Annotated in this window: 12 protein-coding genes; all 12 read right to left on the bottom strand. The window is 60.2% G+C overall.

From position 1 onward, the window contains the following. The coding region (locus HMPREF1022_RS19105) for a tail fiber protein (RefSeq protein ID WP_009304000.1) at positions 1–1,081 on the bottom strand (1,081 nt) is incomplete at its 3' end. Beyond that, positions 1,068–2,006 (bottom strand): phage tail fiber domain-containing protein, encoded by a 939-nt coding sequence (locus HMPREF1022_RS19100; RefSeq protein WP_009303999.1) that lies wholly within the window; start codon positions 2,004–2,006, stop codon positions 1,068–1,070. The genes HMPREF1022_RS19100 and HMPREF1022_RS19105, both read right to left, overlap by 14 nt. A gap of 2 nt (positions 2,007–2,008) precedes the next feature. Beyond that, complete coding sequence (locus HMPREF1022_RS16230) at positions 2,009–5,683, bottom strand: hypothetical protein (RefSeq protein ID WP_009303998.1); 3,675 nt, start codon at positions 5,681–5,683, stop codon at positions 2,009–2,011. Between the two features lie 16 nt (positions 5,684–5,699). Further along, positions 5,700–7,640: a hypothetical protein gene (locus HMPREF1022_RS16225; protein ID WP_156803037.1), complete on the bottom strand. Its 1,941-nt coding sequence runs from the start codon at positions 7,638–7,640 to the stop codon at positions 5,700–5,702. Positions 7,641–7,813: 173 nt separating this feature from the next. Beyond that, positions 7,814–8,410: a virion core protein, T7 gp14 family gene (locus tag HMPREF1022_RS16220; RefSeq protein ID WP_009303996.1), complete on the bottom strand. Its 597-nt coding sequence runs from the start codon at positions 8,408–8,410 to the stop codon at positions 7,814–7,816. Next, a complete protein-coding gene (locus tag HMPREF1022_RS16215; RefSeq protein ID WP_035062125.1) occupies positions 8,403–8,930 on the bottom strand; it encodes a hypothetical protein in 528 nt (175 codons plus the stop codon). The genes HMPREF1022_RS16220 and HMPREF1022_RS16215 overlap by 8 nt, the downstream gene beginning before the upstream one ends. Continuing rightward, positions 8,930–11,341: a hypothetical protein gene (locus tag HMPREF1022_RS16210; protein WP_009303994.1), complete on the bottom strand. Its 2,412-nt coding sequence runs from the start codon at positions 11,339–11,341 to the stop codon at positions 8,930–8,932. The genes HMPREF1022_RS16215 and HMPREF1022_RS16210 overlap by 1 nt, the downstream gene beginning before the upstream one ends. After that, entirely contained in the window at positions 11,341–11,976 is a 636-nt protein-coding gene (locus HMPREF1022_RS16205) for a hypothetical protein (protein WP_009303993.1), read from the bottom strand. Before HMPREF1022_RS16205 ends, HMPREF1022_RS16210 begins: the two co-directional genes overlap by 1 nt. Before the next feature lie 72 nt (positions 11,977–12,048). Then, positions 12,049–13,014, bottom strand: a complete 966-nt coding sequence (locus tag HMPREF1022_RS16200; protein ID WP_009303992.1) for a phage capsid protein — start codon at positions 13,012–13,014, stop codon at positions 12,049–12,051. A gap of 27 nt (positions 13,015–13,041) precedes the next feature. Then, positions 13,042–13,233, bottom strand: coding sequence for a hypothetical protein (locus HMPREF1022_RS16195; RefSeq protein ID WP_009303991.1), 192 nt, complete (start codon positions 13,231–13,233; stop codon positions 13,042–13,044). Between the two features lie 114 nt (positions 13,234–13,347). Next, complete coding sequence (locus HMPREF1022_RS16190; protein ID WP_009303990.1) at positions 13,348–13,881, bottom strand: lysozyme; 534 nt, start codon at positions 13,879–13,881, stop codon at positions 13,348–13,350. Beyond that, positions 13,881–14,627 (bottom strand): capsid assembly protein, encoded by a 747-nt coding sequence (locus tag HMPREF1022_RS16185; RefSeq protein WP_009303989.1) that lies wholly within the window; start codon positions 14,625–14,627, stop codon positions 13,881–13,883. The genes HMPREF1022_RS16190 and HMPREF1022_RS16185 overlap by 1 nt, the downstream gene beginning before the upstream one ends. Positions 14,628–14,649 lie beyond the last annotated feature (22 nt).

The following is a 14,649-nucleotide window of genomic DNA, read 5'->3' as shown; positions in this document are numbered from 1 at the left end:
TTTGCGTTATCGTCTGGCCAGCGCCTCCGCCGCCGCCTCCGTTGCCTCCATGATTCTGATATTTGCCGTAAGAGTACCCTCCGGAATTATTATCCTGATATGCCGTCCACTCAGTTGCGACGCCCGTCGAGCCATTACCACCTTTTCCACCTCCGGCAATACAAGTAACGGCGTAGGTAGCGGTTTCAGGTACTATCCAATTTCCGGACGAGGTGATCACCACTTCCGACTGCAAGTTAAGCAGTCTGTCCCAGGCATCTTTCACGCCCTTGGCAGAAATCGCCACGCCGTCCTTGGCCGCCGTCCCTTCCTCAAAATCATCCGTGAGCTTCACATGCCCGTAAAACTGAAAATTGCCTTTGCCGTAGGCATCGGGATTTTCCGAGGCATGCACACCAAGGGAGAGAATGCCTGGCGTCGGCGCTTCCTCGCCCTCGGCGGCTTCGGTAGGAAGGGTAACTTCCAGGCCCTCGCCCACCTGGACGATGCCGGGCGCGTCGGGCGTAGCCAAAGTGACAGGCTCAGTCGAGATGACGCCGTTTTCGTCAACGCTGATGCCCTGGCCGATCTGCACCATGCCCAGCTTGTCCGGGGTGGCCGGGGTGTTACCTACTAGCGCGGCTGCATTCGTTGCTTCCACCGCCTTGTCATAGGCCGCCTTCACTGCGTAGGCGGTGGCCGCCACGTCCTTTGCCGTGCTGTCCACGCCGGAATACAGCGGCGGGGTATCGCCCTTGGGGCCTTGCGGTCCAGATGGTCCCTGCGGGCCGGGCGCTCCGTCAGCGCCAGACGGGCCTTGCGGCCCCTGTTCACCCTGAATCCCCTGTGGACCCGGCTCCCCCTGCGGGCCAGGCGCTCCGTCAGCGCCATCCTTGCCGTCCTGGCCGTCAGCGCCTTTCATGCCGATGCATATCCAGTAAATGCTGTCCGGCGCTTCCGGCAGCGCACCAGCCGGAACTTCCCGGACGGCCTGATAGGCGTTGCCGTTGCGGCGCACACAATCCATCGCCTCATAGGAGAGATCCGGATCATAATCGCCTTTGAATACAGTCCGGACCCGGCCTAACTTAACTGTCGCCAAAGCTAACCTCCAGTTCGCCGGTTGTTTTGTTGATGCTGAAATCTCCAACAGTGGAAAGATCACCTGTGTGGGAGAGCGTCAGGTAGCCGTCATCGGAGACGTGAAAACGCAGGAATGCCGCATTGACCACTGTGCTGGTAATGTCGCCAGGTTCGCCTTTGGGGCCTTGCGGACCTTGCGGGCCTTGGGGACCGGGATCGCCCTGCGGTCCCTGTTCGCCCTTTTCTCCGCGCTCCCCCGTGTCGCCTTTCCGGCCTGGTTCTCCCTGCGGGCCGGGAACGCCTTGGATACCCTGGGGCCCTTGCAGACCATCCTGCCCGCGCGGACCCTGAATGCCTTCCGGCCCCTGCGGCCCGGTGGGGCCTTCGGGAACGCCGATGTACAGCATGCCGGTATCGAAATCGTATTCCGCGTAACCGGGACTGTCCCTGCTGCGAACTACTGTGCAGCCCATGCTGCGGAACAGCGCCACGGTTTTGTCAAAGTCAGCCTTGTTCTCCAGAAGTTCGGCAAGGGCTTCCAGGCACTTCTTCAAGGTTTCCCAGGCCCGGTTGGCGGCTTCAACTGCCGTTTCGCCGTCCAGGGCGTCAAAGGCTTCCTGACAAATGAAAAGAAGCTGACGGACTTCGGTGTCCAGGTCAGCTTCTGTAAGGGTGCTGCCGTCGCGGAAATCAACCAGTGGGTCTTCCCGTGCGGTCAGGCGACGTAGGTTTATGTTGGCCCCCGTGGGAGGCGGCTCGGTAAAGCGGATCATATTCTCGCTTTGGAAGATGTAGTCCGTGCCTTCCATCAGGTCCGCAGCATCCTGATCCGCACCCTCCGGTGTGAGGGAGACATGGACATGCGCCGTGTCCAGATAGGGGAAGGGCACGAGATAGTCGCGCGTCGTGCCGTCCCCGGTGTAGTTGATGTAGGTGAGGGGCATTATTAATAGTCCTTCAAGGCGTCCAGCAATTGCTGCTGGTTGAGTGTTGTCATTTTCCCACGTCTGGAGGCCACGCGCTGAAAGTCGGATTGGCGTATCAGGGCTTCCAGCTCCGCATCTTCATCTATCAGTGCGTCCTGGGCCGCCTGCCGGTAGGTGTTGATGATCCTGCGGATCGCCAGGGAGCGCGGGCCGTTTTCCTTGTCCGGGGGGTCTGCAAGGAGGCGTCTGTGCAGATCGTAGTCAGAGCTGTTGAACAATTCTTCCAGAGTTTCGTACATGGTTTTCCCACCTACGCGGATGGTTCCATGCAGTTCCTGCAAGCGGCTTAACTGCGCGGAGGACAATTCAATCCCTTTGAGCCGTTTCGCTGGAGGACCCTGGATGGATTCAGCCATGTTGTTCAGCTCATCCAGCACCATGTCTTTCTTGTTCCTCGGAAAAAGGTCATAGGTCACCACATCGCCTGTGACCCAACTGCGCCGGGCCGGAAGGGCCTGTGAAAATCCCGGTACGGTATTCATCAGATAGTCCGTGATGCTGCGGGCCTCCCGCATGGGATCGTCCATCTGCTGGCGCATGAAGCGGGCGGCGGAGGCAAAGGGAACGAAAGTGCTGCCGAACCGTCCCAGGTACTGGATTGCGGTGCGATCCGGATCATTCATCAGATCAATGAACTCGGAGACGCCCTGCATGTAGGTTTTGGAGGTGATATTATTGACGAAAGCCGCCGTTACGGCCTTGAGGGCCTTTTCATAGGACGCCTGTGCGACATACTGCCGGGCGACGTTCAGGTCAGCCATGATGCCGAAGAACATCCCCACCGGGTCCAGGCGTCGGTAGGAGAAATAGTGGTCTCCCACGCGGATGCTGTAGGGTTGCCAGCCGGTGGCTTCCAGGGCCTTGCGCTGTTTTTCGTCAACCGGTGGGCTGCCGGTGACGCATCCGGCTCCGGCCAGGGTGCCGACCGTAATCATGGTCAGGCTGCCGACTGCGACGCGCGCTTTAGCCATCGCCGCCTGTTCTCCCCCGGCGGCCAGAGCCTCCCTGGTCCTGCGCGACGTCAGACAGAGCAGCGGGGTATGGTCCGTGAAGTCCCGAAAAAGGTTCACGGGGGTTTTGACAAAAGGCACGACAATCCGCAGCATCGGGTGCTGATTGACGCCCTGCTGCATCCAGCCGCCCATAGTGTCGTGGCCCAGACTCTGGGTCCATGTGGATTCACGGGCGTACTGGATGTGTTCCTGTAGCAAATCATCGGAAAGGGCATCGCCCATCAGCTTGCCTTCCGTTTTCGGATCAAAGGCCCGATCCATTTCCTTCCGGACATAGGCGTCGATTTCAGCCGGATCAACGATTCCCCGCTCCCCGGCCAAGCGTTTCAGGCGTGCTGAATAGGAGGCCCGGAAGTTGAGCTGTTTGAAGAACTCGTCCGTGCCCACCATTAGGCGGGAGGGGATGCGGGCGTAGGGGCCAAACCAGCCCATCCCGCGCGCCAGCATTTCTTCAACATCCGTCAGTTCCCGCTCCTGGCCTTTAAGAAAGAGTTTGCGGACGTTCTCATAGGTCATCTGGGCTGTGGCGTTGGCCTCCAGTTTTCCGGAGGCGTTGTCCAGGATGTTGTTTCCGATCTTGGCCGCTTTCTTGCCCAACCGCCAGGCTTCGCCGGTGTACTGGACAAGCCCGGAGAACATATCGAAGGCTTCCTGACGCATGGCCGCATTGCCGGAGATGGCCCCGGCTAGGTAACGCTCGGCTGGCATGACGGCTGCTTTCAGTGCGTTGCCAATGACATTGGCTCCGATAGTGAAGGGTCCGGAGAGCATGTTGTTGATCCGGAATTCGTTCAGGATGCCGAGCTTGCTGGCTGTATCGAAGCGATTCGTCAGCTTGGCGATCTTGGCCGGATTGTTGGCATTGGCAAGGATGTCCGCCATCAGGCGCTCTCGCTTCTGTGTGGTCCAGCCACGGGCGGCGAGATCAGTCGCAATGTCTTCTTTGTGACGCCCGACAGGAAGGGTCACCCATTCCGCAGTCCGCACATTTCCGGCTGAATCCACGCTTGCCAGCCATTTGAAGGCGTTCAGATTTCGCCCGGACAGGGTCTTGAGGTTGCGCTGGGCCAGATAGAGGTTGTCAAGGTTGGTCTTGAGCACATCCACCCGCGCCCAATCCTGGAGCAGCATTTCCCCGCCGTTTAACTTGTACTGTCGGGCGATGCGGGCAAGGGCGCTCGCAACAAAGTCCGTGCTCATCTGGATGAAGCGAGCCGCGTAACGAACGTCCTTGAGCGGAATCTCGCCGGAGACGGCCTTCTTGAACAGGTCTTGCATGGGAAGCATGCCGTACTCGGAAGCCATGCGGTCTGTCTCTTCCTTGAGCATCTCAAGGGTTTCCGGACCACGGGCCTTGATTGTCTTCGCTTCCAGATCACGATGGGTTTTTTCCAGAAGCCTCAGCGCGTCAGGATCATTGAGTATTTTATCAGAGAGTGTCACATCCTCCTGCAAGGCCCTGATGGCGCTCTCCCTGTCCGGAGCTTTGTTGATCGTCTCCGTAATCTTCCGCAGGGTATCCAGACCTTTTTCCTCATGGAGCATGACCGTAGGTGGCTCGTAGCCTTCGACATTGGGGGCCAGGCGCTTGGGAATGCCGCGCATGGCCGGGTCCGTGCCGTCATCGGCATTGCGGGCCAGGAAGGCGTTATCGGGATCAACGGCGAATGGGGCCGCGTTCTTCGGTTCACCGGCAATGTTCTTCCCCGCGCTGTCCATCAGGCCGTCAGATTGATCCAGGCTGTCCATGAAGGCGGCTTTGGTTTCCTGGGGCAGCTTTTCCAGCTGCTCATAAGCCTCCCGCATGTCCTCGGAGGTGATTTTGAGCACCCCTTCCTCAACGCCATTTTCCAGGACGGCGGCATCCCCTTTACGGAACGCGCGATAGATACGCTTGCTGACGGTGCCCAGGATAATGGCCAGTGGCTCAGTAAGAGCGCCCAATGCCACGCCTTCAAAGGCGTGCTTGAGCCGCCCGGTGAACTCATTGCTGTCTTTGCTGGTAGCGAAGGTTTCCGTGATGATATTCTTAAGCGTGTCGTTTTTCTGGATCAGCGCCGAAAGGTTTTCAGCCTGTCCGTCCTCCGTAAAGAAGTCGGAGAAAGCCCCCTGGGCCGTCCCACGTGCGAAAGCGGCAGCCTTGCCAGCCCCTTGAAGGAGCTTCATGCCCTTGAGGATTTTTCCGCCGGTCCAGAACCCGGCGATAAAGGTGGTAATATCACTGGTGAATTGTCCGGCGGCGGTTTTCTGGTCGCCAAAAAGATTATGCAGGCGATCATTATCTTTGCCAGTGATAAGCTCTTCGGCAAAGTCGATGGTTTCTCCCGCCGCGTTGCCTATGCCGTTACCAATACCTTTAATCCCATCCCATATCGTGCCCAGAATCCCCACGTCATCGTCCGAACCGTCCGGGGAAGGTGAGGCGGCATAGGGATTCCCGGCTCCCTGATCAGTGCTGACATCGACATCTATATTGGTGGGAAGTTCTCCGGCGGCCTGTCCGTTGAGACCGGCCTGAAAGAGCTGGTTAAGGTGTTCATCGTCCTGTGGGGTGTCCGGGACTATGTTCAGTGTGGTTGTATTCTCCGGGGTTGACAGACTTCCCGGAACGCTTTGTGACATAAAACCTCCTTACCCTTTATTTCCGAAACAACTTGTTCAGTTCCGTGATGCGCGCTTCCATAGCCTGTTGCAGTTGCACTTTGGTCATGGAATCTTCGGGAATGACCCGGCCCAGAATGATGGATGCGGCCTTATCTGCGGTGAAGGCTTTGCCGTAAAGGCCTTGTCCGAGCATCAGCATGTCCGCAAGGTCGTCAATCCGGTAATTCCCGGAAGAGTCCTTGTGCAGCTTTTCAAGCGCATCCGGGTCGTCCGGTTCCCTGGTCTTCCAATCCGGGAACAAGGTGTTGAGCGTATTGAGCGCACTCTGATAGACATGAGTGATCTTCTGATCACGTTCAGTGAGAGGAGACACACCGGGAAATTGCACATCCACACCGGCACCGGCGGGCTGCATGAAGTTGGGAGAAATCTTCTTCCCCACGCCCATGATGATGCCCCTCGTGAGATCGCCGGACTTCTTGGCGGCGCGTTCCTCAACCACTTTATTGCCGCGTGTACTGGAGCTGCTGGCAATGTGCTTCTGTTTGAGTTGTGTTATATCAAGAGCTGTATAGCTGTCTTTTCCGGAAGCCGCTTTCTCTTTCTCGTAGGCAGCGTAGAAGTTCATTGCTTCCGCCTGCGCCTTTTCTCGTGCTGCGGAGATATGTTCAGGAAGGTCTTTGATCCCCTGTTGCATCAGCCTTGACGCCTCGGAGCGCGTGATGTTCAGGGTGTCAGCCAGGGTGACTTCCGCAACGTCCTGCATGGCGGCGGAAAGCATCCGCCCTTCATCTGAGTTGTTCTTGGCGGCAATGGAGATAAACGACTGCGCCTCGGTGGGGGACATTCCGCCTGATGAAGCCTTTGCAATGACTTCCGCTGGTCCGGCAGCGCCGGTAAGCAGATCATACTGAAACTGTAAGGCGTCGGCGGCCCTTCCGGGAGTGCTGTAAGCCGAAGTGAACTGAACGGAGCTGGCGAGGTTGAAAGCATCCTGGTAGGCTTTGATGTCCATTGCGTTGGTAAGCCCACGCTCCTTAAGATTAAGCATCAGGGGTTTGCCGTTGAAAGCGTCCTTTATTCCCCAATTGGCAGAATTTCTGGCGGCATCCTCACGCGCCCAGGCCGCGCGCTGACGGCCTCTGACCTCACCTTTCCAAGCCCGATCCATTTCGTCGTCCTTGAGCCTGGAAAGAGCTTTGGCGAATCCCGGCTGAGACGCCAGGCTGACCTTCTCCCCGTTGCGGTCGAAGGTGACGGCTTTGCCGATGGCCTCGGCCTGGGAGGCTGTGAACTTGCCGCTCAGAAGCTGGGCCTGGAAGAAGGGCATGATCTGATCATCGCGGACGCCGAGGTTGGTCAGCTCCTTATTAAAGGCCTGAAAGGTCCGGACTGCCACATCGTTGACCGTGGCCCGGTCCCGTGGGATGTTGACGTTCTTGCCGCCGTTCAGAATGTTGGTCTGGCTGAGAAGGGTGTTGTCTAACTTCTGGCTGTACTGTTCAAAGAGCAGATTGACGTTCTGGCTTTCCACATCCTGGTTGTGCTGGGCCAGCAGGGCTGACTCCATCTGGCGCACCGGGGCCATGAAGTGTTGGGCCAAAAGCAGCTTGTCTTCGTAGTTTTTCAAGCCGGAGCGTTCAATTTCGTTTTTGGTCCACTCGGCCAGGGCACTCTGAACCTTGGATGCATCTCGCTCGTTACGCAGGCCGGAGGTATTGTAGTAGTCAATGGCTCCGGCTTTGAGCTGGAGAGCCTGATTTTCCAGAATAGCGGCTTCAATAGCGCGTTTTACCATAGGACTTTTATTCTGAAATTCAGGGTGTGCCAGGCTGTATTGCCGCAGAGCTTCCATTGTTTTGGAGGCTTCCGGGTTTTCTCTGGCCCACTGAATGCCTTCCGCACCGCTCTCAGCGACGTTCCGGTCGATAAGGGCGTTGGCGGCCTTTTCAAAACCGGGTTCAAACATCCCCAAGGCATGCGCCACGCGGCCCAGAGCGCCCCCGGCGCTGTAATCCCGGCCTACCGTGCCGGGAAAGAATTTAGCAAAGCTGTCCAGGCGTTGACTATTGACCGGGGAGGAAAGATTAGCGCCTTTGTCCAGGCGTTCCCGGATGGTGCGGGCTTCTCGTTCGCGTGTAGTGCTCATTAGGCGATACTCTTCTCCTTATTTTTCCATTTTTCATAGTTACCCCACGCATTCACCGCCGCCCCGCCGATGCCCAGCGCCGTGCCGAGGATATTCATGCCCGAGGAATAGGTACTTCCCGGAGCGACATAGCGCTGCTGGCTGTTGATCCGGTTCTGGGCGCGTTCCCTGAAAGCCCCGAGGTTCAGCTCGGAGTTCACGGAGCGCATCTCGTACTGATGGCGGATGTCGTCGCGGCGGTTGGCCTCTTCCCGTTCATAGTCGGCCAGCAGATAGTCCAGGGCCATGCCCGATGCGTTGGTGGAGGCCAGCATGGTGCCTTTCTTTTGCAGGGCCTCACGCTGGACGGCCTGGGCGGATTCAGCCGCCGCTTCTTTTTCCTGCATCTGGGAGATGCGTTCCGCCGCCGACTGTTCCGTGTACTCGGTCACGGCGGCCTGATTGTTGAGCGTGGCGGCTCGGGCATATTCCGCCGACTGCGCTTCCACGTATTCCTTCTGGGCCTGGGCCTGCTGACTCGCCTGGATGCCGGAGGCCACGGATTGAGCCGCGCCGATCACCAGGGAGCCGATGCCCATCGTCAGAGCGTTACACAAGCTGTTCCTCCTTTTGGATGTATTCAGGGTTGGGCAGGGTGAAGCGCAGGATGCCGGGCCGCACTTCCGGCGCGGGTTGAAAGCGCGCACCCAGACGTTGCAGCCAGCGCAGGGAGAGCGCGTTGAACTCGGCCACGTAATTTATGAAGGCCAGCGCGCCGGAGAGCCGGAACCACCAGGCCATGAAGTCCCGCGATCCGCCTGTGAACAACCAGCGGCAGAAGCGGGATTCCTGGAGGGCGTCCTCCGTGCGCAGTATCCAGGCGGTTTGCAGCGGGCCGCGACCGCAGACCCCGCCAGCCACCAAGGGATTGCCGTTGTCCCAGAGGGTGAACGCCCGGCCTTCGGAGGCCTGCAGCGAGTAGCGCAGGGCCGCTAAAGGGCTGACCCGAAAGCCGTGCAGGACGTCCATTTCCCGCTGTTCCACCAGGGCCAGCCGGGCGGCCAGCAAGGGGATGTCGTCAAGCCGCATGGGCCTGATATGATCATCATAGTGTTTGGGGATTTCGTGCATGGTCATTACATCCTTTGGCTTCTGCTGTTGTAAAAGCCTTCCACGCTGGCGTTGACCAGGGAGAAGGGCAGGAAGGACGCGCTGCGTGCCTCAACCTGTATCCAGGTGTTGTGCGAGAGCAGCGGGGCCTTGATGCTGCCGGTGTAGAGAGGGATGGCCCCGATGATATTGGAGCCGTGGCCCAGCTCCCAGCCGGTGAAGGTATAGGTGCTTTCGTTACGGAACTGCGGCCTGACGTGGATTTCCAGGTAGCCGGTGCGGGCGCAGTTCAGCGTCAGGGAGCGCAGTTGCAGGCGGCCTTCCATGACGGCATTGCCCTTGCCGTTGTCTTCGCGCAGGGCAAAGGTGGTGAAAATGTAGGAGGACGTGTAGGAGAGCCCGGCGAAGAAACTCACGCCGGAGAGGTCGCCGCGCAGGGTGAAGGTTCTGCCGTCAGACCCGTGGGAAAGCACGTCCAGCACTCGCCCGGCGCTTTGTCCCTGAGCCGTGCGGGTGACGAAAAGCGGTTCCATGTTTTGGGGTAGGGCATAGGGCAGGGTGACGCTGGTGGTTCGTTCGCTGGGCCGCGCGCCCTGGGAAACTTCCACGGCACAGGCCGTTTCGGTAATCTTGCGGTCCAGGGCATATTCGAATTCTTCGCCTGCGTCCCGGTGTCCCGGAGCCACGGAGAGCGTTTCCAGAAAAAGCGGGCCGTCCGTTGCGTAGCGCATGACCAGATAGCAGTCGGCATTGACAAAGACGGCGGCCAGCACTTCCCCGGCCATGTCCCAGCGGGACCAGGCGGACTGCACTTTTTCGTTGCCGTTCCAGAAGTATTTGTAAATCCAGATGGAGTCACGCTTCATATCCGAGAGAACCAGTAAAATGTCCTCATTGGTGGAGCAGGAGAGTCGGCGGATTGCGCCGGGGATGTACTGCGGCACATGCGCGGTCACGTCAGCCGCGTCGTTCTGGTCCGTGGAATCGGGCATGGTGAAGTATTCGCGCACCCCGGCCCATTCCCCGCTGCCGGAAGCGAAGAAGACCGTCTTGCCTGCGCTGACCGGCTGGGCCGTCATGCTGGCCTCGAACTCGGTTACGGGCTTGACTGATACCGTGGCATTGGAGAGCACGGTGTCATGTTCCAGCACGAACTGGCTCTGTTCCGAGAAAAGCAGCAGGCCGCCGGAAAAGACCGCCGCGTGCTCCAGGATGTTGGATTTCACATGGCTGGCCGCCACATCAATCACATCGCTGTCCACCAGGGTGGTCACGGTGGTCAGGAAGAAGTTGAAGAATTCCCCCACCTCGCTCATGATCACGTTTTCTCCGGCCAGGAAGGCCAGGCGGTTGCGATAGAAGAAGATGCCGCCCAGCGTCCGGTCCAGAAAGGAGGGGAAGGGCGCGGAATCCTCGTCGCCGCATTCGCGCTTGGCCCACTCCAGGGGCCTGAAGCTGAACGTGCCGTCCGCCTGCCGGATCAGGGCGTGCGGCATGCTGGCCGGGTCCAGCTCGCAGGGAATGCCGGGGGCCACGGTTTCCTTCCAGTAGCCTTCCCCGAAGTCGTCCTGCTCGTCCGTGGGTTCAAAGACGCAGTAGTAGTTGTCGAAGCTGGAGGACTGGTCGCCTATGACCTCCACCACGTAGCCGCGCGGGGCCACGGTGGGCAGATCAGAAAAACGCTGGCTCTGGCCCTTGCAGACCACCATATGGGTGTTGGAGCGGGTGTCTTCCACCTTGACCTTGAAGTCCGTGCCGTCAGCCTTGCGAATCCAGAGCGTGGCGTTGGAATAGCCGACAGTGTAGCCACCGAACGCCGTGATCTGATCCCCCAGGCTTTGGGCGATTTCCGAGGATGAGAGCTTGTCCGCCGGTTGGTCCGCCGGGGCCACGCCGTCCAGGGTGGTGAAGGAGGCGGCCTTGCCGTCCACCGTGACGTTGTAGGTGGTGTTGTAGCTGGCCTGCTTGATGAAAACCAAGGCTTCCGGCTGGCGCTTGGGGGAAAGGCTGTCCTCCTTTTTGCGCACAGTGACCCGGCGGTTGAGCACAAAGGTATAGTCGTTGATGGTCAGGAATCGCAGATCACGTTCAGCATTGGCGGCCTGGGCCAGATAGGCCGCCGCGCCGTCCTGGATGGTTACGCTTTTCGGGTTGCCGTCCAGATCACGGACAATGATGCCGCCTGTGGAGAACAGGGCGATATACTTTTCATCCTCGTCCCTGTTGATGACGTGAGCCGCCACGCCCGCCGCCGCGTCGCCTTCGGGCGCGGGCAGCTCGGCCAGATGGCGGGTGGCCGGTCGGCGCTTGAGAAAGTCCGTCACCGAGGAATAGCAGTTGATCTGTTCCTCGGCCTGGGTGGGCAGGCGCACGTTCCAGGGCTGCTGGGACACGCCTGAGATGAGGTTGGCGATGGTGGTGGTGACCAGGCGGCCCATCAGATGAGCCTCCGGTTGCGGTGCAGCAGGGTCAGCCAGGGTCTCCAGGTGCCGGTAGGCGGCAAAGTGCCCTTGAGAATGTTGGGGCGGTCCTGGCGGCGTTCATCGGCCAGCATCAGGGCGCGGGCTCGGGCCTCGTCGGCCTGCTGGAAGTCGTAGAGGGTGCCGGAACCCACCGTGCGCTCCTGGAAGACACGCGCGGCCTTGAGCGTGATGTAACGCCTGGCGGCTTCGGGAAGGTCTTCAAAGGGCAGGAGCAGGGTCAGGGTGACCAGGATGCGAACGCCGGGGGAAAAGATGAAGCTGTGGTTCACCCGGTCATAAACGCGCTGGCCCCGGATGGTCAGCTCCCGGTCGTCGGGCTCCCGGAAGTGAACCCGGATGGCTGTGGGGGGCAGCTTGATTTCCCCTTTGGCCGCGTCGGGCGTCAGGGGAAAGTCGTCCTCGGTATTCCACTGCCAGCCCTCGGTCTGGGTTTCGCGGGAGATTTCCGCCAGGATGTTTCGGGCCAGGGAGACGTCCGCCGTGACTTCCGCGAAGGAGGAAATGGGAGCCTCGCCAATGCCGGAAAGGATGATGTTGACGGCCTCCAGTTCCGTGGTGGGCCGGATGCCGCTGAGTACGGTGCTGTTCATGAGCCTCCATAAAAAGAAAAGGGAGAGGCCGCAGCCCCTCCCTGTTGTGCGCTTATGCTTCGGTTGTGACGGCTACGCGGTCTCCTTGCTGATCTCAATGGCGCAGGCCGGGCGCAGGATGCCGTGCCCCATGGCGTATTTGCCCACCATCAGGGTGGACTGGTACATGACGTTGAAATCCGCGCCGGACTGCTGGACCACCAGGTCTTTGAGCTTCACGGTGCCGATGGCCTCGCGCTGGAAGCCGATGCCCACGGTATTGGTGAAGTCGCCGTGATAGGTGTTCTTTTCGCCCGAGGTGGCTGCGGCGATATTGGTGGAGGGCACATTGTTGGACTTGCGGATTTTCACGCCGCCGATAGCCTCAATCTGGCCGTCCTTGTAGGAACCGCCGCCGTTCCAGTCCTTGTTCAGCACCTTGGTGGTCTGGTTCAACAGGTAGTACTGGCTGGGCTTCAGGATCAGAAAGCGCTCCCAATCCAGAACATCCTTCTCGTCCCAAATTTGGGCGCAGGAGAAGATGGCCTCGGCCAGCACTTCGCCGTCCGTGGCGACCGTGGGGCCGCCCTTGATCACCGAGCCGCCCGGCTCGTCGTCAATGAGTCCGGCGGTTCGGGCGGCCAGCACGGCCACGCGCATGGTCTTCTGGTCGAACTCGCGGGCCAGCGCCCAGCCGAGCTGCTTGGAGTATTCGCCGCGCACGTCATAGTGATTCTTGGCGTCTTCCAGGTCGTAGATCGCCACATCCGCGATGAGCAGATCGTCAATGTTGATGACCCGCTCATGGGTGGCGATCTGGTTGGAGCCCAGGATGGGGGTGCCGGGCACGTGGTAGCGCGCCGACGCCTTGCCCAGCACCGGGAAGGAGGCGGACTTGCCGTGGGAGATGGTGCGCGTCTTGTGCAGGCCCTCCATGATGTTGACCTCCTTGAAGGCGGTCAGCACCTCGCCAGCGAAGAGCTTGAGAAAAAGAGCGTCGGCGTCGCCGGTTTTGTTGACCTGGGCGGGGCGCGAAAGAATGAGATTCTGGTCAGCCAATGAAGACTCCTTGATGAGGGTTGCGGTTTAAAACCCGAGGCCCAGCATGCCCAGCAGCAGGCTGGTGATTTCCTTGAGCACCGAGGGGGGCAGCGGGGTATCGGGCCAATAGGTGAGAATGACGGGGCGGACCATGACTTCCCAGAGAAAGGCCAGGGTCAGCGCCCAGCCCAGAAAGGAGCGCCAGAGCCGCAGACGGCTGGGCGGAGCGCCGGACACTTCGGCCTCGTTGATCCTGCTCTGGGCCGCGCGGGCTTCTTTTTTGTCCGGCAGCAGGCGGTCCGTGACCTTGCCGAAGATTTCCGAGAGAAAGGAGAAGATGTCAGCCTCCTGTTATTTAATGATGACGACCTCCCCGGCTTCGAAACAGAGCGCCTCGCACTGCCTGCGTTTGACCAGGCCGGGCAGGCGCTTTTTCACGCCGTCCACCGTGGCCTTGTTCCAGCGCCGTATCTGAGCCGGAACGTCCGAGAATTTCCGCGCTCTGAGCCGCTGGAGCAAGGTGGAGGAAGCGAAGTTGCCCTCGCCCAGGTTGAAGACGAAGGAGGTCAGGGCGGCCAGTTGGTGCGCGGGCGCGTCCGCCCCCTCGGGCCACTGCCGCAGCATGGCCCCAAAGGCGTCGAGCATGTCCCACCGCAACAGGCGTTCGGCCTCTTCTTTGCTGATAGGCCGCTGATCCGGCGGGCAGAGATGGCCGTAGCCGATGGTCCATTTGCCAGCCGGGCACTTGTAGGGGACGAGCCGCAGGCCTTCGTAGTGTTTGACGGCCTCAGTCATGGGGTGGTTGAAAATGTCCTCGAAGCGGGTGATGGCAGAGCCTCCTTGGTGGGAAGTGAGCAGGATGAACAGAATCAGCGCCCACAGCACTATCCGAAGACGTGCGGGGAGCGGGCCATCTTGGCCTCCACGGCGCGGGTGTAGGCCGGGTCGGAGCCGTAGCGCCCGTCGCGCATGGCCTCCACCACCTGGGCGGCGGATTCAAACACGTCGCGGGAACCGCCGCCGGACACCGAGCCGCCCGCCAGATGCGCCGGTTCAGCGCCCTCGGCCCCGCGCCACTTGGCGACCAGGCCGTTGACGGCCAGGGTGATCATGTCTTTCTTGCCGGAGCAGCACAGGGAGTCGAAGGCCCGGATTTCCTCGGGCGGAAGATTCTGCCCGGCCCACTGCACCATGTCCGCGTACTGTTCCGGGCCGCCCGCAAGGCCCTGGATTTCACTGATGAAGGTTTGGACCACAGCCATACGCCCGTCGATGTAGGAATCGACCACGCTTTTGGGGATGCCTGCCTCGGTGAGCTTTTTGTAGGATTCTTCGGACAGCGTGCCCTGGGCCATGAACTCCCGCTCAAAGTCGGCTATGTCCAGGCTCTTGCCCTTGAGCAGATCGGCGGCTTGCTCCTGGTCCGCCGGAGCCGGGGGAACGTCAGCCTTCTTTTCCGGCTGTTCAGGCTGCTGGGGCGGAGTTTCCCTTTCCTGGGGTTTTTCCTGGGACTCCGCCGGGTTGATGCTGCCATCGGCGACGACAGCGGGATTTTCCGCATCGGGATGGATGGCGGCCTGTTCCGGGGCTTCGGGGCCGGTTTCCCGGCTGGGAATTTCAATCTGGCTCATCTTTTGCGCTCCTTTGGCGTAC

The organism is Desulfovibrio sp. 6_1_46AFAA, assembly GCF_000224635.1.
Lineage (GTDB): Bacteria > Desulfobacterota > Desulfovibrionia > Desulfovibrionales > Desulfovibrionaceae > Desulfovibrio > Desulfovibrio fairfieldensis.
The sequence above is the reverse complement of the archived record's forward strand: the minus strand, read 5'-3'. Positions and strand labels throughout refer to the sequence as shown.

Bases quoted from the DNA above. Each gene is read 5' to 3' on its own strand.
- HMPREF1022_RS16205 (WP_009303993.1), bottom strand. From the start codon at position 11,976: ATGAACAGCACCGTACTCAGCGGCATCCGGCCCACCACGGAACTGGAG.
- HMPREF1022_RS19100 (WP_009303999.1), bottom strand. From the start codon at position 2,006: ATGCCCCTCACCTACATCAACTACACCGGGGACGGCACGACGCGCGAC.
- HMPREF1022_RS16210 (WP_009303994.1), bottom strand. From the start codon at position 11,341: ATGGGCCGCCTGGTCACCACCACCATCGCCAACCTCATCTCAGGCGTG.
- HMPREF1022_RS16215 (WP_035062125.1), bottom strand. From the start codon at position 8,930: ATGACCATGCACGAAATCCCCAAACACTATGATGATCATATCAGGCCC.
- HMPREF1022_RS16230 (WP_009303998.1), bottom strand. From the start codon at position 5,683: ATGTCACAAAGCGTTCCGGGAAGTCTGTCAACCCCGGAGAATACAACC.
- HMPREF1022_RS16185 (WP_009303989.1), bottom strand. From the start codon at position 14,627: ATGAGCCAGATTGAAATTCCCAGCCGGGAAACCGGCCCCGAAGCCCCG.